The sequence below is a fragment of the Pseudomonas sp. NFACC56-3 genome, from assembly GCF_900100025.1.
GTDB classification, from domain to species: domain Bacteria; phylum Pseudomonadota; class Gammaproteobacteria; order Pseudomonadales; family Pseudomonadaceae; genus Aquipseudomonas; species Aquipseudomonas fluorescens_AA.
In genome coordinates, this window is the sequence record NZ_FMTK01000003.1 from 348428 (window position 1) to 367920 (window position 19493).

General features: G+C 59.7%; 18 protein-coding genes and 2 pseudogenes. 11 read left to right on the top strand and 9 right to left on the bottom strand.

Annotated elements, in window-relative coordinates; all coding sequences use genetic code 11:
* From urtC to BLO80_RS06895, 7 genes are all read left to right on the top strand, one after another.
* Window positions 1-1173 carry an urea ABC transporter permease subunit UrtC gene (gene urtC, locus BLO80_RS06865; RefSeq protein ID WP_092327463.1) on the top strand — a complete coding sequence of 391 codons (1173 nt, stop codon included), beginning with the start codon at window positions 1-3 and terminating at the stop codon, window positions 1171-1173.
* On the top strand, window positions 1170-1928 hold the full coding sequence (urtD, locus tag BLO80_RS06870; RefSeq protein WP_003203582.1) for an urea ABC transporter ATP-binding protein UrtD: 759 nt from the start codon (window positions 1170-1172) through the stop codon (window positions 1926-1928). Before urtC ends, urtD begins: the two co-directional genes overlap by 4 nt.
* Window positions 1929-1938: 10 nt before the next feature.
* Window positions 1939-2628 carry an urea ABC transporter ATP-binding subunit UrtE gene (urtE, locus tag BLO80_RS06875; protein WP_063320404.1) on the top strand — a complete coding sequence of 230 codons (690 nt, stop codon included), beginning with the start codon at window positions 1939-1941 and terminating at the stop codon, window positions 2626-2628.
* A gap of 133 nt (window positions 2629-2761) precedes the next feature.
* Complete coding sequence (gene fmdA / locus BLO80_RS06880) at window positions 2762-3991, top strand: formamidase (protein ID WP_092327464.1); 1230 nt, start codon at window positions 2762-2764, stop codon at window positions 3989-3991.
* Window positions 3992-4027: 36 nt separating this feature from the next.
* Complete coding sequence (locus tag BLO80_RS06885) at window positions 4028-4375, top strand: FmdB family zinc ribbon protein (protein ID WP_092327466.1); 348 nt, start codon at window positions 4028-4030, stop codon at window positions 4373-4375.
* A gap of 14 nt (window positions 4376-4389) precedes the next feature.
* Window positions 4390-5433 (top strand): aliphatic amidase, encoded by a 1044-nt coding sequence (locus BLO80_RS06890; protein ID WP_092327467.1) that lies wholly within the window; start codon window positions 4390-4392, stop codon window positions 5431-5433.
* 3 nt (window positions 5434-5436) lie between these two features.
* Entirely contained in the window at window positions 5437-6480 is a 1044-nt protein-coding gene (locus tag BLO80_RS06895; RefSeq protein WP_092327469.1) for an AAA family ATPase, read from the top strand.
* A 107-nt stretch (window positions 6481-6587) separates the two neighbouring features.
* On the opposite strand, the pseudogene BLO80_RS06900 reads toward BLO80_RS06895, so the two are convergent.
* A pseudogene (locus BLO80_RS06900) lies at window positions 6588-7120 on the bottom strand (lactate dehydrogenase); the annotation flags it as partial.
* On the opposite strand from BLO80_RS06900, the pseudogene BLO80_RS06905 reads away from it, so the two are divergent.
* Window positions 7106-7561 (top strand): annotated as a pseudogene (locus BLO80_RS06905) (zinc-binding dehydrogenase); the annotation flags it as partial. The pseudogenes BLO80_RS06900 and BLO80_RS06905 sit on opposite strands and share 15 nt — an antisense overlap.
* Here BLO80_RS06905 and BLO80_RS06910 read toward each other — a convergent pair.
* From BLO80_RS06910 to BLO80_RS06930, 5 genes are all read right to left on the bottom strand, one after another.
* Window positions 7558-9579 (bottom strand): DKNYY domain-containing protein, encoded by a 2022-nt coding sequence (locus BLO80_RS06910; RefSeq protein WP_092327470.1) that lies wholly within the window; start codon window positions 9577-9579, stop codon window positions 7558-7560. The pseudogene BLO80_RS06905 and the gene BLO80_RS06910 overlap by 4 nt on opposite strands.
* A gap of 228 nt (window positions 9580-9807) precedes the next feature.
* The gene (locus BLO80_RS06915) at window positions 9808-10071 is read right to left on the bottom strand and encodes a hypothetical protein (RefSeq protein ID WP_092327472.1); all 264 of its coding nucleotides are present in this window, start codon (window positions 10069-10071) and stop codon (window positions 9808-9810) included.
* Window positions 10072-10258: 187 nt separating this feature from the next.
* On the bottom strand, window positions 10259-11395 hold the full coding sequence (locus BLO80_RS06920) for an FAD-binding oxidoreductase (protein ID WP_092327580.1): 1137 nt from the start codon (window positions 11393-11395) through the stop codon (window positions 10259-10261).
* 9 nt (window positions 11396-11404) lie between these two features.
* Window positions 11405-12661, bottom strand: a complete 1257-nt coding sequence (locus tag BLO80_RS06925) for an aromatic ring-hydroxylating oxygenase subunit alpha (RefSeq protein WP_092327473.1) — start codon at window positions 12659-12661, stop codon at window positions 11405-11407.
* 139 nt (window positions 12662-12800) lie between these two features.
* Window positions 12801-13739, bottom strand: a complete 939-nt coding sequence (locus tag BLO80_RS06930; RefSeq protein ID WP_092327475.1) for a LysR substrate-binding domain-containing protein — start codon at window positions 13737-13739, stop codon at window positions 12801-12803.
* Window positions 13740-14105: 366 nt separating this feature from the next.
* Between BLO80_RS06930 and BLO80_RS06935 the strand changes: the two genes are divergently transcribed.
* Both BLO80_RS06935 and BLO80_RS06940 read left to right on the top strand, forming a co-directional pair.
* Window positions 14106-14810, top strand: a complete 705-nt coding sequence (locus tag BLO80_RS06935) for a TetR/AcrR family transcriptional regulator (RefSeq protein WP_092327476.1) — start codon at window positions 14106-14108, stop codon at window positions 14808-14810.
* Window positions 14800-15585, top strand: a complete 786-nt coding sequence (locus tag BLO80_RS06940) for a pyrroline-5-carboxylate reductase family protein (RefSeq protein ID WP_092327478.1) — start codon at window positions 14800-14802, stop codon at window positions 15583-15585. The genes BLO80_RS06935 and BLO80_RS06940 overlap by 11 nt, the downstream gene beginning before the upstream one ends.
* Before the next feature lie 97 nt (window positions 15586-15682).
* Here BLO80_RS06940 and BLO80_RS06945 read toward each other — a convergent pair whose 3' ends face one another.
* Entirely contained in the window at window positions 15683-16204 is a 522-nt protein-coding gene (locus tag BLO80_RS06945) for a DUF4142 domain-containing protein (RefSeq protein WP_092327479.1), read from the bottom strand.
* Window positions 16205-16421: 217 nt separating this feature from the next.
* Between BLO80_RS06945 and BLO80_RS06950 the strand changes: the two genes are divergently transcribed.
* Window positions 16422-16664: an HP1242/YdcH family protein gene (locus tag BLO80_RS06950; RefSeq protein ID WP_092327481.1), complete on the top strand. Its 243-nt coding sequence runs from the start codon at window positions 16422-16424 to the stop codon at window positions 16662-16664.
* A 150-nt stretch (window positions 16665-16814) separates the two neighbouring features.
* On the opposite strand, the gene BLO80_RS06955 is transcribed toward BLO80_RS06950, so the two are convergent.
* Both BLO80_RS06955 and BLO80_RS06960 read right to left on the bottom strand, forming a co-directional pair.
* On the bottom strand, window positions 16815-17678 hold the full coding sequence (locus tag BLO80_RS06955) for a LysR family transcriptional regulator (RefSeq protein WP_092327483.1): 864 nt from the start codon (window positions 17676-17678) through the stop codon (window positions 16815-16817).
* 64 nt (window positions 17679-17742) lie between these two features.
* Window positions 17743-19461 carry a hydrogenase maturation protein gene (locus BLO80_RS06960; RefSeq protein WP_092327485.1) on the bottom strand — a complete coding sequence of 573 codons (1719 nt, stop codon included), beginning with the start codon at window positions 19459-19461 and terminating at the stop codon, window positions 17743-17745.
* Window positions 19462-19493 lie beyond the last annotated feature (32 nt).

The following is a 19493-nucleotide window of genomic DNA, read 5'->3' on the forward strand; positions in this document are numbered from 1 at the left end:
ATGAAGCTTTTAGACAAGATGCTGGCGGGCAAGCAGAACCTGTTGGGCCTGGCCCTGTTGGCGCTGCTGATTCTCGTGGTCTTCCCGCTGACCCTGGATGCCTTTCGCCTGAACATGGTGGGCAAGTACCTGACCTATGCCTTCGTCGCTGTCGGCCTGGTGCTGTGTTGGGGCTATGGCGGCATTCTCAGCCTCGGGCAAGGGGTGTTCTTCGGCGTCGGCGGCTACTGCATGGCGATGTTTCTCAAGCTCGAAGCCTCCGACCCGCAGAGCACCAAAATCCAGTCGACGCCGGGCATTCCGGATTTCATGGACTGGAACCAGATCACCGAACTGCCGTGGCTCTGGGTACCGTTCCACAGTTTCAGCTTCACCCTGTTGGCGGTGATCCTGGTGCCGGTAGTGCTGGCCTTCATCATTGGCATGGCGCTGTTCAAGCGGCGGGTGGGGGATGTTTATTTCTCTATCGTCAGCCAGGCCATCGCGCTGATTCTCACGGTGCTGATCGTCGGCCAGCAGGGCCTGACCGGCGGAGTCAACGGCATCACCGATCTCAAGACGCTGCTCGGCTGGGACCTGCGCAGTGACAGCGCCAAGCTGCTGCTGTACTTCATCAACGCGGCCTTGTTGTTCGGCTGCATTTTCATCGGCCGTTTCGTCCTTGCGTCGAAGCTCGGGCGGCTGCTGATGGCGATGCGCGATAAAGAGGAGCGGGTGCGCTTCTCCGGTTATGACGTGGCCAGTTTCAAGATTTTCGTGTTCTGCATCGCCGCTGCCTTCTCGGCCATAGGCGGCGCCATGTTCGCCTTGCAGGTGGGCTTCATGTCGCCTTCGTTCGTCGGCATCGTGCCATCCATCGAGATGGTGATCTTTGCCGCTGTCGGCGGGCGCATGTCGCTGCTCGGCGCGGTGTATGGGGCCTTGCTGGTGAACTACGGCAAGACCTATTTCTCCGAGTCCTTCCCCGAATTGTGGCTGTACCTGATGGGCGGGCTGTTCATTGCCGTGGTCATGTACTTCCCCAATGGTTTGGCCGGACTCTGGGACAGCCATGGCCGCCAGACCCTTGGCCGTTTATTGCGGCGTACCCCGCAGCAAGCTGCCGTTGCCGCGCCCCTGCCGGAGACGCCGACTCCTGCTTTTGAACGCCCTTCGCTGGAGACGCAGCCATGACCGCCGTAGGTTTTCAGATGAACAAGCCGGTGCTGGTTATCGAGGGGCTGACGGTGTCCTTCGACGGTTTCAAGGCCGTGGACAACCTCAACCTGTACATAGACCGCAATGAAGTGCGAGTGGTGATCGGGCCCAACGGCGCAGGCAAGACCACGGTGCTCGACCTGATCTGCGGCAAGACCCGCGCCACCAGCGGCAGCATCCAGTTCGATGGAAAGGAACTGACCAAGATGCGCGAGTACAACATCGTCCGTGCCGGTGTCGGGCGCAAATTCCAGAACCCGTCGATCTACGAAAACCTCACGGTGTTCGAGAACCTGGAGATGTCCTACCCGGCCGGGCGCAAGGTGTTTGGCGCGTTGTTCTTCAAGCGCAGTGCCGCAGTGATTGCCCGGGTTGAAGAGGTGGCGCGGGAGATCTTTCTCGGCGAGCTGTTGCAGCAACAGGCCGACCTGCTGTCCCACGGCCAGAAGCAGTGGCTGGAGATCGGCATGCTGCTGATGCAGAACCCTGACCTGTTGATGCTCGATGAACCGGTCGCAGGGATGAGCGTCAACGAGCGCGTACAGACTGCGGAACTGCTCAAGCGCATCAGCCAGGGCCGCTCGGTGCTGGTGATCGAACACGACATGGAGTTCGTCAAGAGCATCGCCCATAAGGTCACGGTGCTGCATCAGGGCAAGGTTCTGGCCGAGGGCAGCATGGAGTCGGTGCAGAACAACCCGAAAGTCATCGAAGTCTATTTAGGCCATTGAGGAAGCAGGCATGTTCAACGTAGACAAGCTGTCCTGTGGTTACGGCCAGAGTCAGATCCTTCACGACCTCGACCTGGCCGTGGCCAAACGCGAAATCGTCGCCGTGATGGGACGCAACGGCATGGGCAAGACCACGCTGTTCAAGAGCTTGATGGGCATCCTTCCGCAGTGGCGGGGGCAGGTCAGCGTCGATGGTCAGGAAGTCTCGAATCTGGAAACCCACGAGCGGGTGGAGCACGGCATCGCCTATGTGCCTCAGGGGCGGATGATTTTCCCTAGCATGACGGTGTTGGAAAACATACAGACCGGCCTGCCGGCATCGGCCCGGGGCCAGGTGCCCGAAGATCTCTATGCGTTGTTTCCGGTGCTCCACGACATGCGCTCGCGCAAGGGTGGCAACCTTTCGGGCGGGCAGCAGCAACAACTGGCGATTGCCCGGGCACTGGCGACCAATCCCAAGGTGTTGTTGCTCGATGAACCCACCGAGGGCATCCAGCCGTCGATCATCAAGGACATCGCCCGCACTTTGAAAGAGATCCGCCACCTGCGCGACCTGACCATTGTGGTCTCCGAGCAGGTGCTGTCATTCACCCTGGAAATCGCCGACCGCTTCCTGGTGATCGAGAAGGGGCGCTTCGTGATTGAGGAGACCCGGGACAAGGTCGACGAATCCACCATCAGTCGCTACCTCTGCGTGTAGGCGCGATCGGCCCCCTTGTAGCAGCTGGCAAGCCAGGCTCAAAGGGGTACGTCATCCAACGTATTGGCCGATTCGTGCCGCCATTCGAGACTGGTTCCAACGCGGTACATCCCTAATGTTCAGGAGCTTCGCCATGACCGATACCTTGATCAAAGTCGACCTCAACCAGCCCGCCACCGAGAACGAACAGATCCACAACCGCTGGCATCCGGACATTCCCATGGCCTGCTGGGTCACGCCGGGGGATGACTTTATTCTTGAGACTTACGACTGGACCGCTGGCGCGATCAAGAACAACGACGACGCCTCGGATGTGCGTGACGTCGACCTGTCCACCGTGCACTACCTGTCCGGTCCAGTGGGCGTGCACGGCGCCGAGCCGGGGGATCTGCTGGTGGTCGACCTGCTGGACATCGGCGCCAAGACCGAATCGATGTGGGGCTTCAACGGCTTCTTCTCGCGGCAGAACGGTGGCGGATTCCTCACGGATCACTTTCCCAGCGCACAGAAAGCCATCTGGGATTTCAAAGGCATGTTTACCAGCTCGCGGCACATTCCCGGGGTCAACTTTGCCGGCCTGATCCACCCCGGATTGATCGGTTGCCTGCCCGACCCGGTAATGCTCGGCGACTGGAACCGCCGTGAGCAGGAACTGATCGACACCCACCCGACCCGCGTGCCGCCCCTGGCCAACGCGCCGCTGGCTGCCACCGCACACATGGGCAAGCTCAAGGGCCAGGCCCGGGATGATGCCGCGGCAACGGGCGCGCGCACCGTGCCACCGCGCGAACATGGTGGTAACTGCGATATCAAGGACTTGTCCCGGGGCTCGAAGATTTTCTTCCCGGTCTACGTCAAAGGCGCCGGGTTGTCGGTGGGGGACCTGCACTTCAGTCAGGGCGACGGCGAGATCACCTTTTGCGGTGCTATCGAGATGGCCGGCTGGGTTCATATGAAAGTCGAGCTGATCAAGGGCGGCATGGCCAAGTATGGGATCAAGAACCCGGTGTTCAAACCCAGCCCGATCATCCCGACCTACCAGAACTACCTGATCTTTGAAGGTATCTCGGTGGATGAAGCCGGCAAACAGCACTACCTGGACGTGAATATCGCGTATCGCCAGGCCTGCCTGAATGCGATCAACTACTTGACCAAGTTTGGTTATTCCCCCGCCCAAGGCTATGCCCTGTTGGGTTCTGCGCCGGTGCAAGGGCATATCAGCGGCGTGGTCGATATCCCCAACGCCTGCGCGACCCTCTGGTTACCCACCGAAATCTTCGAGTTCGACATCAACCCCAACGCCAACGGTCCCATCAAACACCTCGACGGCAGTATCGATCTGCCGATTGCCCCGGACCTGTGAGACACGCCCGAGCTCGATCAATATCTGGAGAGCGCCATGCCGACCTATGAGTACGAATGTCAAACCTGTGGTTCTTTCACAATGTTGCGGCCCATGGCCCAACGGCACGAGTCGTGCCAGTGCCCGTCTTGCGCGGGCCCGGGAGGGCGGTTGCTGTTGTCTGCGCCGGCACTGACGACGTTGTCGAGCAGTCAACGCCAGGCCATGGCGACCAACGAGCGAAGTGCCCACGCGCCGCAGACGCTTGGCGAGTACCAGCAGAACCGTCGTCATCCCAGTGGGTGCAGTTGTTGCACACCGAGCAAACCGCTGGCCCCGACCAAAGAAAATCCACAGGGGCTCAAGCGTAAAACCGGCTCCAGACCTTGGATGATCAGTCATTAACAGAGGTTAATCTCATGCGTCATGGTGATATTTCCAGCAGCCCGGACACCGTGGGTGTCGCGGTCGTCAATTACAAAATGCCGCGGCTGCATACAAAAGCCGAGGTCATTGAAAACGCCCGCAAGATTGCCGACATCATCACGGGGATGAAAAGCGGTCTCCCCGGCATGGACCTGGTGGTGTTTCCTGAATACAGCACCATGGGCATCATGTACGACCACGATGAGATGATGGCGACTGTCGCCAGTATTCCAGGCGAAGAGACTGCGATCTTTTCCGCCGCGTGCCGTGCGGCTGACACGTGGGGGGTGTTTTCACTGACCGGTGAGCGGCATGAGGAACATCCCCACAAAGCCCCGTACAACACGTTGGTGTTGATCAATAACCAGGGAAAAATCGTCCAGAAGTACCGCAAGTGCATTCCCTGGTGCCCCATAGAAGGTTGGTATCCGGGTGATCGGACCTATGTCTGCGAGGGTCCCAAGGGCCTGCAAATCAGCTTGATCATTTGTGATGACGGCAACTACCCGGAGATCTGGCGCGACTGTGCAATGAAAGGGGCGGAGTTGATCGTCCGTTGCCAGGGCTATATGTACCCGGCCAAAGAGCAGCAGGTGATGATGTCCAAAAGCATGGCCTGGGCCAATAATTGCTATGTGGCAGTGGCCAATGCGGCCGGCTTCGATGGGGTCTATTCCTACTTTGGTCACTCGGCGATTATTGGCTTCGACGGTCGCACCCTGGGCGAATGCGGTGAAGAGGAAATGGGCATTCAGTACGCACAATTATCCGTTTCGCAAATCCGCGATGCGCGAGCGAACGACCAATCACAGAATCATTTGTTCAAGCTGCTGCATCGCGGTTACACCGGGGTCTATCACTCCGGGGACGGCGACAAGGGAGTGGCTGACTGCCCGTTCGACTTTTACCGCACCTGGGTACTGGACGCGCAGAAAGCCCAGGAAAACGTCGAAAAACTGACCCGTAGCACCGTCGGCGTGGCTCATTGCCCGGTGGGAGAGCTTCCCCACGACGGTAAAGAAAAACACGCAGGCTAAACCATGCCTTTCGTGAAAGATCGCATCGACCCAAACCACCCCCAGCCTAGCCTGACCAGCGCATCACCGGCGGCAGATGTGTTGACCTCACGCTTCGTCTTCAATCCCGCCCAAGTCATGGCGTTGTTGCGCAGTCGAATTGTCGGCCAAGAACACGCCATGAGCGCAGTCGAGGCGTTGCTAAACGTGGTTAAGGTCGATATTGGTGAACGTGAGAGACCGTTGACGGTGAACCTGTTCATGGGGCCGACCGGTGTCGGCAAGACCGAAATAGTACGTCTGCTGGCACTGGCCATACACGGTCGCGCCGATGCTTTTTGTCGCATCGACATGCACACCTTGGCCCAGGAGCATTACTCGGCGGCGCTCACCGGAGCGCCACCTGGTTATGTGGGGAGCAAAGAGGGCGTCAGTCTGTTCAATAGCGAATTGATTCAAGGCACCTACAGTCGCCCAGGCATCGTGCTGTTCGATGAGCTGGAAAAAGCCAGCAAGGAAGTGGTGCGCAGTTTGCTGGGCATTCTTGAGAACGGCCAACTGACCTTGGCGGGCGGTAGCCGAACACTGGATTTTCGCAATAGCCTGATCTTCATGACCAGCAACATTGGAGCCCGGCAAGCGACCACCTACAGGGAACGTTTTTCACGCGGTTGGCGGCGCTGGCTCGGCATCGCCCCACAAGGTGAGCAGGCTATGTTGGAGCTGGCGTTGCACGCGTGGTTCGAACCGGAGTTTTTAAACCGTATTGATCGCATCCTGGTTTTCCAACGCATCGAAACCCAATGGCTGGAAGCGTTGTTGCAGATCGAACTGAACAAACTCAACCAACGTCTCGGTCAGCATCGCCGTACGCTGGTCCTGGACGTTGCGGCAAGCGACTGGCTGTGCCAAAAGCATGACCCACGCTTCGGTGCTCGGGCCCTGACAAGGCGAGTGCGGGTTGAGCTGGAGCCTGCCATCGCTGAGTGTTTGCTGGCTTATCCGCAGGCAATGCAGATGGCTGCGACGGTCGAATCAAACAGGCTCAGGGTTGTTCCATTGTCGTAAGAGACGACACCGGATTGAGGTCCGCCGTGATACCCCGCTTACCGGTGATCCTGACCAGCATTCAGTGTCTCGTTGCCGAGTTCAGCACCGAACTGTGGAGGGTGGCGAGCCAATACGCTGGAGTCGAACTGCGTCAGCTTGCTCAGGTCGAGCTTGGACGGCTCGGCGGTCAGCCAGTCGACAGCCGCTTGAAAGGCGCTGCCCAGAACGCCAATCGCCTTGAGTTCGTCCTCGCTCAGCGGGCCGCCGTCCATCGTAGCCTGAACGCCAAGTCCATCGTCCTGGCTGGTCAGGCTGAAGGTGACCGTCTTGCCGCTGGCGGTCTTGATGCCGAGGCTGATCAGGTTGTCGACTTTATTGTGCAGCAGTGTCTGTTCGGATTTTATCTCGGCGGCGTTGTGAGCCCTGTCCGTGGTGGTATGGAGCACTGACTGGGAAATGCTCGAACCACTCTTGGCGAACTGCTCCACCAAGGCTGCGCCCAGGCCGTGGAAACGCTTGGCTATCGACAGCGATCTGGGGTTGGTCCCCATGACGCGAGTGACGGCATCCTGACTGGTCTTTCCCAGACACGAACAATCTCCTGGCCGAGCAGTTGCCCGAGTCGGGAATAGGTCTGTGATTCGATATCTGCGACGATAAGCTCAAGCTTGCCCAGTCGCTCGGTGCCGTCGCGACAATCAACGCAAGCCGGGTGGCGGATGTCACCGAGGCGGTACTCGAGATTACGAAGGGCGGCGCTCACGTTTCGCTGGATGCCCTGGGCCATCCTACGACCTGCTTCAACTCCATCAATAATCTGAGACGGCGTGGAAGGCATGTCCAGGTTGGTTTGATGCTGGCGGACCACAGCACGCCCTCGATCCCAATGAGTAAGGTCATTGCCTACGAGCTGGAGATCTGCGGCAGCCATGGCATGCAGGCTCACCGTTACGGCGCGATGATGGAGATGATCACGTCCGGCAAGCTGGCGCCTGAAAAACTGGTGGGTAAGACCATCAGCCTTGAGCAATCGATTGATGCGCTCATGAACATGGACCGGTTTGACACCGCAGGCGTTACGGTTGTGACGCAGTTCTAAACGCTTGCCGCTGGCTGGCCGAGGGATTCCCGATAATGCGCTTCGTCGACTTCGGTCAGCATCGCATAGCCGTCGTAATGGTAGAACCGATGCCTGTCACGGGCGTAGCGGTCACTCAGAAATTCGAGGGTGGCCAGGTCGATCCGCTTGGCGCTCAACAGGCGTCGATGACAGAACAACTTGCGCGTGCCCAGTTGCAGGAAGTCGGGATGGGGCACGCGCACTTCATCAGGAACGAACGCCACGTCCAGCGGCTTACCTTCCGAGAAGATCAGCGTAGGGCTGACAGCATAGGTGCCGAGAATGCGGGTATCCGAGGGAGGTAGCTTTTTTTTCGCCTCCCCGTAGTAATACACCGTGTCCTGATCCTTGGCCCAGCCATGCCCACAGGACTCGAAAGAGGCCGCTTGTGCCTTACGAATCGGTTCCGGGGGATGGTAAAAAATCCGGTGGCAGAACACCGTCTTGCCGTCGGTCAGGTAGGGTGGGCCGAGTGAGCGAAAATGTTCCGCCGATTCCGGGGAAAAACGTTCGGGTACTTCCGTGTCGGCGTTATGGAATGGGATCAGATACAAGCCGTTGGCGTCGCCGCACAGATGCGTGTCCAGCAATTTGAAACTCGCAGCGTCCAGCCCGTTGATCACGCGTCCATGGAAATACACCTGGTCGCCTAGCTCAAAACCGAGACCGATGGCCTGTAGCGGCAGCGTTTCCGTGTGCGTTTGCGCGGCTTCAGGCCGTGCCTGCAAGCGGTGCCACCAATAACCTTTCAACTGCGGATGGGCTTCGAAGTAAGGCGCCCACGCCGCTTGCATGGCGGCATCGATGATGCCGCCAGAGCCCAGCGGGCCGTGCTTGTCACCTGCCAGCACGGGCGAGTCATCCTGGTCACTACGACAGAGCTGGGTCACGACGAAGCTTTCCACGTCGACATCGAGGCGTTTCTGGCGCCTGTAGACGTGTTGGTGATCACGGTAATAATCGAACCCCATGTGACGAAAACTCGGGCCATGGGCATCGCGCAGGCGGGTCCCGGCTGCGTAGACGTACTGGTCGTCCACGGCAAAATACTCATCTTCGTATTCGCGGGCGCTGACCACGCGACCGCACGCATCGAACGTCGGCTGCCAGCACTGGAGCAGGTGGAAGTCGCCCACGTAGCGAATGGTTTTTCCGGTCAGGTAATAGGCGCGTTGCTTGTCCTTGGCGTAGCGTTCGTTAAGCACGGTGAAGGTCGCCAGGTCGGCATTGTCGATGCGGTAGAAGTACTCGTATGAAACGCTCGAGCCTTGCTGCGCTTGCACGATGATCGACTGCCCATCGGTGCCCCAGCGTTGGGCGAGCATCCGGAAGTCGTCCGGGTTGGCGACCAGCAGCGGCGTGCCGTCCTTCTGGTGCAGGGGCTTGAAGCCTCTATAGACTTGCTCGTCGATCACTCGATAGGACGGGTGGTTGCAATACCGCACCCGCGCCGTGGCGCTGGCGATAAATCGTCCCTGCAAAAAGAGATGCACGCCGTCGCAGAACAGGGCGGACGCTGAAGTCACCGAGGCTGGGGACGAGGCCAGCAGGGCCAGCCTGTCGGGTTGCGCCTCGTGGATTTGGGTGATCGCGTACTCGCCGAACCAATAGGCACCGGTTGCGTCACGCCAGTACTGGTGACCGAGGCTTTCCAGGCCTTTGTCGAACCGAAACGGCAGGGGCTGCAGCGCGTGGTAGCCGTGGCGCTCCCGGTAGGCCGGAAGCAGGTAGTAATCACGCAGGGCGCCGCGCAAGATCCAAGGGTTGCGTCGATGCCGCCAAACCGGCTGACCGGCCAGCAAGGGCGAGGGCGGATAGTGCCCAGCGCTGGCACATTGTGCCAACTCGCTGGGTCGTGTGCCTTGAGGGTTGAGCATGATGTACACATCAGGCACTTGCCCATCGCCCAGCAGCACACCGTCCATGAATGCGAAGCCTTGATGCCATTCAAGGTTCAGCGGTTCCCAGTCAGCCTTATCCGTCCCTGTGATTGTCATTTATTGCGATCTGCTCTCCAGGTAGGTGGAACACCAAGTCAAAGATCGCCGCTGCAACGCTCAAAAAATGAACTTGAACAGCGCAATCACCACGATCAGGCCAATCAGGAAAATGATACCTACGGTGCCGCCAAGGAATTTCAACATAAGAACGCTCTCATCGGATGGGCTTAATCGTCTAGACCGCCACCGATAGCGCTCGTTTCGTCGAATATTCATGCGTGATGATCAATGGACCGCAAAGGACCTTGGCACTGGCACATGTTCGAATTTGGAAATGGTCTTGATCCAGTAGCGGCGGTAGTCCGTCTGGTCCGGTGCCAGCGGCTTGTGGCCGGACCATGGGTGTTTCTCCTTCAGACTGGCGCGGTACGCTTCCCATTCTTTCTGCTCGGCCACTTCCCGGGCTTTGCCCCGGTCGTCGAACCAGCCCAGCACGTAAGCTTCGCCCTGGTCCGTGCCGTGCGCTATCAGCAAATAAATCTCTGTCATGACTGACCTACCGTTCTGTCCTGCGCCCCAGTGGCGGGGTCTTATCCTGGGTATCGGCCGTTATTGGCCGTTTTTGAGATTGATCGCAGAAAAACGCTGAGCCCAGAGGTGCGCCTGACGAATTTTCGAAATGGTGATAAATGGCCCCCACGCTCACTGGTGCAAGCGGCTGACGCCTGAGGCAAGGCTAAAGATCAAGGACCAAGTCTGAGGTGGGTTTGCTGCAGCACAGCAAGCGCAGGCCTTTGTCGATTTCCCGCTGCCTGATGCCGCCATTGTGATGCATGTCCACCGTGCCCTGGAGCAGGGCCGTCTTGCAGGTGCCACAAATACCCTGGCTGCAGGAGGAGGGCACGATCGCGCCGGCTTTCCTGGCGGCAGACAGCACGGTCTGATTGCCGGGCATGCTGAACGTCTTGCCTGACCGCGACAGGGTCACGGTGAAGACGTCCTGTTGATTGAGCGAAGCGGCCTGCTCGATCAACGGTTCTTCATTCAGTGCGGCGATGTCGAAGCTTTCCTGGTGGTAGTGGGCGAAATCGAAGGCCGCTTCCCTGAGCAGCGACTTGACCGCTTCCATGTAACCCTGGGGACCGCAGGTGAAGATTTCCCGTTCCTTATAGTCCGGCACGTACTGGTTCAACAACGACAAGTCGAGCCGGCCTATCGGTTGATGCCATTGAGCGGTGTCGCCGAGACCTTCGCAAACACTGATGACCCGCAACCCCGGCATGCTGGCCTGCATGCGCGTCAGTTCCCCGTGGAAGATGATGTCGGTGGGCGTGCGGGCGCTGTGCACGAACACGATGTCGAGATTGCCGGCCATGTCGCAGGCGGCCCGGGTCATCGACATCAGCGGCGTTACGCCGGAACCGGCGGACAGGTACAACCACTTGGTCGCCGGATGGCCGACCGGTGTGAAGCTGCCCGCCGGGCCGCAGGCCTTCAGGTTGTCGCCGGGCTTGAGGTGGTCATGCAGCCAGTTCGACACCGTGCCCCCGGGTACGCGCTTGACGGTAATAGAAAACGCAAACGGCCGGGTCGGGGCGGACGACAGGGTGTAGCAGCGGGCAATGGTCTGCCCGCCAATGACCGGCGAGATCGTGATGAATTGACCGGGCTCGAAGCTCAGGGCGCTGAAGTCCGCACAGCGGAAAATGAAGGTTTTGACGTCATGGGTTTCCTGGCGCACAGCGCAGCATTGCAGGGTTTTCTGTTCGCCGCTGTGCCATTGCGCGCCGAACGTGCCCCAGGTGGCCGGGTCGGTAAAACGCTGGACCACGCTGGCATGTCCAGGGCGCGTCGGGTTTTCGTAAGTCGTCATGATCATTGCTCACACGCCATGGGCGGCCAGACGCGCCGCGTACCAGCGAGAGAACTGGTCGACATAGGTTTCGGTGAAGGCCGAGAACGGCCCGGGCGTGTAGGCAGGATCCTGGGTGCCGCTGTGGGTGATGCCGACGAGGCTGGCGTCCTGCAGGTTGGTCGCGACCCAGACTTCGGTCAGCTTATCCACCTGGTAATCGACGCCTTCGACGGCATCGGCATGGACCAGCCATTTAGTGCGCACCAGGGTCTTATCGGGCGCCAGCGGGATGATGTAGGAGACCACGGCATGGTCGCTCATGATGTGGCTCCACGAGTTGTGCGTCCAAAGATGCACATCGCCCAAGTCGCGGCGCGTGAGCTCGCCAAACAGCCGGGTGCACGCCACGCGGGTGTCCAGGGTCTGGGATTCGCCGTTGCCGGCAATGGCCAGGCGTTGCGAGCGGAACTGGGTCACGGCGTCTTCGCCCAGGTGCTCGACGGCATCGCAGATATAACCTTCGCGCTCCCAGTTGGCCTTGGTCTCGGCATTGCGGCGGTGATACTCCGCCAGCGCCTGGAGTGAATCCTCCCCCAACCCGTCGGTGCAGAAACCGAAATCTTCGGGCAGGAAAGAGGCGGTCAATTCCGGGTGGGTGGCGGCGCAGTGATAACACTCGCGATTGTTCTCGATCACCAGTTTCCAATTGCCGTTCTCGATGATTTCCGATTCGTGGGCGATCTTGGAATGGACGAGGTCATATTGGGCGAAACGCGGTGTCATGACCTGGTCAAGGTACAGGATGTCTTCGGGCGGTTCGTCACCCAGGCAGACGAAGACATGGGTGCCGACGATCCGAGTGTGCACCGGGATCAGGCTTTTACAGGTCGGGTCGAAGTCCTGGCCCATGTGTGCCGCGTGTTTCAGGCTACCGTCCAGGTCGTAGGTCCACTGGTGATAGGGGCAGACCAGCATGCCCACCGTTGATTTGCCAGCCTGTTTCAAGCGCGCCCCACGGTGCCGGCAAACGTTGCGAAACGCCTGCACATGCTCATCATCGTCGCGTACCAGGAGAATGGAGGATTTGCCGATGTCGAGGGTGAAGACATCACCGGGTTCGGGGACGTCGCTGGTGACCCCCACCAGAATCCAATGCCGGGTAAAAAAGATATCGACATCGGTTTCAAAAATATCCTGGCGACCGAACAAACCGCCCGGCATACCATGGCCCGGCGTGCGGTCGGTCAGAAGTTCGCGGTGGGTCTTCACGGTATTAATTGTCATGATGGGTCTCGCTCAAACGCAAAGTTGATCAGGCGGCGAGTCCAGTTTGGAAAGGTGGGGTAAGACCGTCAACGCGCTTTATTTTCACGCTCGCATAACTTTGCGTTATGCGTAAAAGTGGTCTTTAACCTCTGTTTAATCAATGGTTTCGATGGCTGTCATCGCACAGCCAGTCGATCAGGGCCTGGGTGATGGGCTCAGGTTTCCGACCGCTCGGAATAACCAGGTAATAAGCGTCTTTTGGCTTGACCACGTAGGGCGTGATTCTGATCAGTTCACCACTGTTGAGCCGGTGCGCGATCAGCCGACTCCAGCCCAGTGCAATGCCGTGGCCTTGAATAGCCGCCTCGATCGCATCGTTATAGGAACTGCAGCGAAATGAGTAGTTGAGCTTGGGGCGCATATCGCCGAGTTCCCGGCACCAACGATTCCAGGTCATCCAGCCTTCCAGGGTGGAGTCCGAATCAATCAGCGCCGTGTCCAGGAAATCGGTAACGGATGAAGGGGCTGCGTTGGCGGCAAGCCAGGCCGGCGCGCAAACGGGAAACACTTCTTCATCGAACAGGAAAATCGCACTGCCATCCTCCCATTTCCCATTGCCGAAGCGGATGGCCAAGTCGACGTCATCGCGGTATGAACTGGGCGAGACCTGTTGCGTCAGCAAGCGCAACTTCAACTTCGGTTGCAGGGTGCGCAGGGCAATCAACCGGGGGAGTATTCTCAAGTGAGAAAACGCTTCCGTGCAGGCGATGGTGATCTCCTGTTCACCAATGCCCTCGGCAATTTTGTCGAAGACACTGGCCATGCGATGAATGGACTCCGCGACGACCAGATGCAGGACATAGCCTTCGTGCGTCAGCTTGATCGACCGATGAAGGCGATGGAACAGCTTGGTCTGCAGGGTATCTTCCAGCAACCGGATCTGTTTGCTGACGGCGGCCTGCGTCACGCCCAGCTCTTGGGCGGCCAGGGTGAAACTGGCCAGCCGCGCCACGGCTTCGAATTCCAGCAACGCCGTCATCGACGGTATCAACCGCCGATAGCCCTTGACCTTTTTATCGATATCGCTGGGTTGCATAGGTGTTCCAACGCTGTGCCTGGTGGCTCATGCCACCGACGATCAGATGAAGGGGATGACGAAGGCAGTTGTTCCGGCATTCTTTGACCGGTTGGCGAAGTTCTTTCAGCGGCGTTCAGCAAAAAATCATAATGGCGGCTCGTTGTTGTTTTAAAGTCCCTGCCTCTTGGAGATACAACCCGGCGCGTCTCACGGACAGGTTGTTTCATGCCTGGGCCCGGCTTGTTTGATGGGAACGGTGGTTGGAGCTCCATGTTGCTGGACTTTAAGTACTCAAGACGGCCGGGTCAATAAAATGTACTCATGTGTACATTAAGGGGTCGTCAGAGTACATTTCTATCTCGTATTTGAAGAAGGAGGCGCACGATGCCGCAGGTAGGGAAGGCCCGTAGCAAGGCCCAGGACGCAGGCTGGCGCGGCTCGCCGGAGGGCTGGCTGGAAGCGGCCTACGTGGCCTTGAAAGAGTCGGGCATCGATGCGGTCCGGGTCATGCCACTGGCCAAGCGCCTGGGGTTGTCACGCACCAGCTTCTACTGGTTTTTCGAGGACCGTGAGCAACTGCTGGCTGCATTGCTGTCGCGTTGGCGGGAGACCAACACGGGGGGGCTGATCCGGCAAAGTGAAAGCTATGCCGAAAGCATTTCCGAGGCGATCCTGAATGTGTTCGAGTGCTGGCTCAACCCGCAATTGTTCGACTCGCAATTCGAGTTCGCCGTGCGCAGCTGGGCGCTTCAGTCTGCTGAAGTGGCCCAAGAGGTGGCTGTAGTGGACGAGCAGCGCATGAACGCCCTGGCGAACATGTTCAAGCGCTTTGGTTATGACAGCCAGGGAGCTGATACCCGGGCCCGAACGATTTATCTGACGCAGATCGGCTACATCACCATGAATACGAGTGAGCTGATTACCGTGCGCTTCCAGCGCATCCCGCATTACGTGAGCATCTTCACCGGCAAAGTCCCCAAGCAGCGGGAACTGGATCGTTTCTACGGGAAGTTCGGTTATGCCGAAAAAGAGCCCGGGGTCTTTGTGCCCCTGACCGACACGTTCGAAGGTCACGGCGATGATCAATGAGACCGTGGGGATCATAGGCGGCACCGGCTGGTTGGGCGGCGCGATTGCCAAGGCAGTCCTGGCGAAGGGGCTGGTGCCGGCGGGCAACCTGATCATTTCCAATCGCTCGGGCAACCACCCGCTGGCTCGACAAGGTGCTTGCCTGGTCACGGACAACCAGGACCTGGTGGATCGCAGCGACTTGGTGATCATCGCCGTTCGCCCCGAGCATTTCGCCAGCCTGGGCATCAATGCGACGGATAAGACGGTGATCTCCTTGATGGCCGGGATCACCGCGCAGGCGATTGCAGCACAGACTTCCGCTTCAGCGGTCGTGCGGGCGATGCCCAACGCGGCGGTGGAAATCGGACAGTCCTTTACACCTTGGTATGGGTTTGGCGCGATAGCGCCGACGATGAAAAGCCTCGTGCAGCAACTGTTCGAATGCGTGGGCACTGCGGTTGAGGTCGAAAAAGAAGATTTCATTGACTACCTCTCCGCGCTCTCGGGCACTGGCCCGGCCTTTCCAGCCTTGTTGATGACGGCGCTGGCCCGCCAGGCGATGCTGGCCGGCATACCTGGCGATATCGCACAGTTGGCCGCGAAAAGTGTCGTGGTCAACAGCAGCCAGTTGCTGGCGAGCCGTGACCCCCAGCAGATGATCGACGCCTTGGTGGCCTACCGAGGTGTCACGGCCGCCGCCTTGCAGGTGATGAGCCGGGGGGATTTCGAAGAACAGGTGGGAAGGGCGTTGCAGGCGGGTGCCGCGCTTGCGCGCAAGGGGCTTCAGGCCTGATAGAAATCCGGGTACGAAAACGGCGCCTTCCAGTCTTGGAAAAAGCGCCGTTTTTTCTTGAGCGAGCCCTATGGCGGCTCAAGTAGCGGGTTTAGTGTTACTTGCTTGGGTGGGCCGCCTGAAGTTTCTTGGCTTCATCCAAGTGGTGTTGCAGGTCCGGCAGCATCTTCTGGGCGAACGCCTTGAGTTCGGTGTTGCCAGCTTTCTTGTCGTCGGTAACGGTCTCGGCTTCTTTCTTGAACAGGGCGATGGTCTCTTCGTGGGCCTTGACCTGGTTGTTGGCGAAGGCCGCATCAAAGGACTCATCGCGCACCTCGAGAATCTTCGCCTTGGCTTTCTTCATCAACGTGGTGTCGTCGGGCACTTCGATGTCATGTTTTTTCGCCAGCGACTTCAGCTCTTCGTTGGCCTTGGTGTGGTCGGTGATCATCTTGTTGGCGAACGCCTTGATGTCCGCCGATTGGCTTTTTTCCAAGGCCAGTTTGCTGGTTTCGATTTCCGCGAGGCCACCGGCCGCCGCTTCGTCGACGAAGTCGTTGGAAGTCGCGGCCCAGGCCATGCCCATGCTAGTGCTCAGGGCAACTGCCAGGCCGAGTTGACGCAGGATGAATTTGTCCATAAGTAAGTCTCCATACAGGTTGAACGAGCGATTCTTGTCGTCTCTGATCAATGGAGGGTTGTGCCCAGGCAAAGGTTTGATCGCCAAGCGATCCGGGACGACGAACGGTCACCGCTGGTCGGATTGGCGGTCGACAGAACCCCGTTCAAGAGGCCATCCTGATCATCGACGGGCGTTGAAAGGACGCCTGCCACCGATCCATCAAAGGAGGTGTTCCATGCCGGTGTCCCACGATTTGTGCCAGGATCTCAACTACACAAAAGATCAAATCCAGCAAAAACGCAGCGAGAATCCAAGGCTCGACTCGTTACTTCAAAAATACGCCCAACTTGATGCCGAGGTGGTCGATGCCGAGAAGCCGTCCTCCGCCGCGCTGCCCGACGACGTCTTGGAGACGCTCAAGAAGAAGCGATTGCTGATCAAGGACGAGATCGTGGATCACATGCAGAGCGAGTCATAGAACCCGATCCTTCGTATCGCGAAGGGCTTTGTGGCCAGGATTGCTCCCGCTGGGCTGCGATCTTTCCACTGGCGATTGAGCCGCAAGAGAAAGGTCAAAAGATCGTCGGCTTCGCCAGCGCCTGAAAAGCGGGAGCAATCCCTGGCCATGTCAGGTCAATGGATCCCAGCGCTGCGACCAGTCGCTGCCGGTCTTGACGATCTCTCGCAGCACGTCGAATGCCTGCTGCAACGCCGCTGAGTCCCGATCGCGGGAGTAGACCAGGTAGGTCGGGTAATTGAACTCCGGTGCCTTGGGCACCCGTTCCAGGATTCCACTGTCCAGATAGCTCTGCACCACCCGCGTGCGGAAGTAACCGCTGCCGCCGTTTTCCAGGATGTATTGCAGGGCCAGGGGGCCGAGGTTGAAGGTCACGGCGGCCTTGGCCTTGTCTGGCAGCGCGGTGTCGTGTTGGCGCCGGAAGTCCGCGCTCCAGTCGATATACACGTAGGGTTCGGGACGGGCGGCCAGGCGTACCAAGATGAGTTTTTCTTCCAGCAGTTGTTCTACCTGCAGGCGCGGCCAGTATTCGGGCTGATAGACCAGCGCCGCATCCAGCAGGCCCAGTTCCAACTGTTGCAGCAGCTTCTCGCCGTCGCGGATGTCCATCCGCAGGGCGTGACCGGGGATCTTCTGGCGCAGTGCTCCGGCCCAGGCGAGCATCAAGGGGTTGCACAGGCTGACCTCGCCTCCCAGGTGCAGGACGTTGCGATAGCCGTCGGGCAGCGGCAGGCCCCGGCGGGCCGCTTCCCAGGTTTGCACCAACTGGTTGGCGTAGACCACAAAGGCCTCGCCGTCGGCGGTCAAGCGCGCGCCGGCACGGTTGCGCACGAACAGCACGCAGCCGAGCTGGCTTTCGAGCTTCTGGACCCGGGCGGTGATCGCCGTCTGAGTCACGTGCAGCTTGTCGGCCGCCGCGGCGAGGCTGCCGTGGCGGACGATTTCCAGGAAAGTGCGGGCGAGGTCGATGTCCATGTTCAGGCCGATGCGGAGGAGGCGGGTATTGTAAGAGTTGCCTAGCCTCCCCCGATACCGGGAGTTACTGGACGGCTTGGGCCTGTCTTGTCCGCGCCCAGGGTGCAACCAGGCGTTCAGGCGTACCGCAGGCCTTGTGCTTGAAGACAAAACGACGGCACTTGTCGGCGAAGCCGTGGCGATCCTCCACCATGTCGCGGCGCATCTGTGCGAGTTCGTCATCGCGACACGCCTGGATCGCCGACAGGCTCCGTTCGGCCTTGCGCCTCCGGATGCTTTCATAGGTCGGATCGAGCAGCGCGCGGTTGGCGCGCTGCAGCAGCCACAGGCCGAACTCGTCGGGGCAACGCGGGCCGATCTCCTGGACCATGCCATAGCGCAACGCCTGCAAGGCGCTGATGGGCAGGCAGTCCTGGGTGAGTTTCCAAGCCATGTCCGGACCGACCGCGCGGGGCAGGCTGTAGGTCCAGTATTCAGAGCCGTACAGGCCCATGGTCGCGTAGTGCGGATTGAGCACGATGTCACGGCGCGCCAGCACGATATCGGCGGCCAGGGCCAGCATCACACCGCCGGCCCCGGCGTTCCCCGTCAGGCCGCTGACCACCAGTTGCCGGGCGCTGAACAACTCCAGGCAGACGTCGTCGATGGCTTGTATGTTGGCCCAGGCTTCCAGGCCCGGTTCGGCGGCGGCCTGGATCACGTTCAGGTGAACGCCGTTGGAAAAGCTGCCGCGCCCACCACGGATCAACAGCACCTGAGTGTCCCGGGACTTGGCCCAGCGCAATGCCGCCACCAGGCGCTGGCATTGCTCAGTGCTCATCGCCCCGTTATAGAACTCGAACGTCAGCTCCCCGACATGGCCGCATTCGCGGTAACGAATGGGTTGATAGGGCTCGTCGCTGAACGGCTGCCGGGCCAGGGAGCTGTCGAGCACCGGGATGCCTTCGAGGCGGTTCGACAGTACATGGCGCGCCGGGCGCTTGAAGGTCTGTTCGCCGGGTTGCGGTTTGCGGCGCAGTGCGCCGATCCACAGGCTGGCATCCCCTGTCGCCACCAGCACCGCATCGTCACGCACGGCCAGCAGCTCGCCGGGCAAGCCGTGGCGAACGTCCGGATGGGCGTCGTACAGGTAAAACTGTTCGCCAGCCAGACTTGCGAGCACACCGGGTTGACCGTCCGCGGCGTCGATGCAACGCTTGATGAAACCACTGCTGTCATGCCAGCTGAAGCTGCGATCGTCTTGGGTCATGTTCGGTTGCAGGCGCCCGATCACATCATGGCGGCCATAGTCCAGTGGCACCGGGACGAAACCGCCACGGTATTTTTCCACGACCTCGCGGATGCAACGAATGGCCGCGTCGCTGACCGGGCCGTTATACAGCTCCGATTTGCGCAGGCCTTTGGGCAGGTCGAATTCGCACGTGGCCCATACGGGTCCGGCATCCATTTCCTCCACCGCCTGCAATGCGGTGACCCCCCAGCGTTCGGCTTGCCGGGTGATCGCCCAGTCCAGGGCGCTGGCACCGCGATCGCCGACAATCCCGGGATGAATGATCACCACCGGGCGCCGTGGGTTGCGCCACAACTGCTCGGGTACGCGGTCCTTGAGGAACGGACAGATCACCAGGTCGGCGTCGCTTTCTTCGATTTGCCGGCAGACCAAGGCCCCATGGGTGAACAGCACCACGCTGGGGCGATAACCGGCCTCGCGCAGGTCCAGCCAGGCGCGTTGGGTCAAGCCGTTGAATGCGCTGGACAGCAGAACGATCTTCAGTGGGGGCATATCTCTCTTCCTTGAGATGCGCAGGCACAGGC

What these genes read in the sequence shown, in the direction of transcription:
- urtC (WP_092327463.1), top strand. Translation starts at nt 1, where the DNA reads ATGAAGCTTTTAGACAAGATGCTGGCGGGCAAGCAGAACCTGTTGGGC.
- urtD (WP_003203582.1), top strand. Translation starts at nt 1,170, where the DNA reads ATGACCGCCGTAGGTTTTCAGATGAACAAGCCGGTGCTGGTTATCGAG.
- urtE (WP_063320404.1), top strand. Translation starts at nt 1,939, where the DNA reads ATGTTCAACGTAGACAAGCTGTCCTGTGGTTACGGCCAGAGTCAGATC.
- fmdA (WP_092327464.1), top strand. Translation starts at nt 2,762, where the DNA reads ATGACCGATACCTTGATCAAAGTCGACCTCAACCAGCCCGCCACCGAG.
- BLO80_RS06885 (WP_092327466.1), top strand. Translation starts at nt 4,028, where the DNA reads ATGCCGACCTATGAGTACGAATGTCAAACCTGTGGTTCTTTCACAATG.
- BLO80_RS06890 (WP_092327467.1), top strand. Translation starts at nt 4,390, where the DNA reads ATGCGTCATGGTGATATTTCCAGCAGCCCGGACACCGTGGGTGTCGCG.
- BLO80_RS06895 (WP_092327469.1), top strand. Translation starts at nt 5,437, where the DNA reads ATGCCTTTCGTGAAAGATCGCATCGACCCAAACCACCCCCAGCCTAGC.
- BLO80_RS06910 (WP_092327470.1), bottom strand. Translation starts at nt 9,579, where the DNA reads ATGACAATCACAGGGACGGATAAGGCTGACTGGGAACCGCTGAACCTT.
- BLO80_RS06915 (WP_092327472.1), bottom strand. Translation starts at nt 10,071, where the DNA reads ATGACAGAGATTTATTTGCTGATAGCGCACGGCACGGACCAGGGCGAA.
- BLO80_RS06920 (WP_092327580.1), bottom strand. Translation starts at nt 11,395, where the DNA reads ATGACGACTTACGAAAACCCGACGCGCCCTGGACATGCCAGCGTGGTC.
- BLO80_RS06925 (WP_092327473.1), bottom strand. Translation starts at nt 12,661, where the DNA reads ATGACAATTAATACCGTGAAGACCCACCGCGAACTTCTGACCGACCGC.
- BLO80_RS06930 (WP_092327475.1), bottom strand. Translation starts at nt 13,739, where the DNA reads ATGCAACCCAGCGATATCGATAAAAAGGTCAAGGGCTATCGGCGGTTG.
- BLO80_RS06935 (WP_092327476.1), top strand. Translation starts at nt 14,106, where the DNA reads ATGCCGCAGGTAGGGAAGGCCCGTAGCAAGGCCCAGGACGCAGGCTGG.
- BLO80_RS06940 (WP_092327478.1), top strand. Translation starts at nt 14,800, where the DNA reads ATGATCAATGAGACCGTGGGGATCATAGGCGGCACCGGCTGGTTGGGC.
- BLO80_RS06945 (WP_092327479.1), bottom strand. Translation starts at nt 16,204, where the DNA reads ATGGACAAATTCATCCTGCGTCAACTCGGCCTGGCAGTTGCCCTGAGC.
- BLO80_RS06950 (WP_092327481.1), top strand. Translation starts at nt 16,422, where the DNA reads ATGCCGGTGTCCCACGATTTGTGCCAGGATCTCAACTACACAAAAGAT.
- BLO80_RS06955 (WP_092327483.1), bottom strand. Translation starts at nt 17,678, where the DNA reads ATGGACATCGACCTCGCCCGCACTTTCCTGGAAATCGTCCGCCACGGC.
- BLO80_RS06960 (WP_092327485.1), bottom strand. Translation starts at nt 19,461, where the DNA reads ATGCCCCCACTGAAGATCGTTCTGCTGTCCAGCGCATTCAACGGCTTG.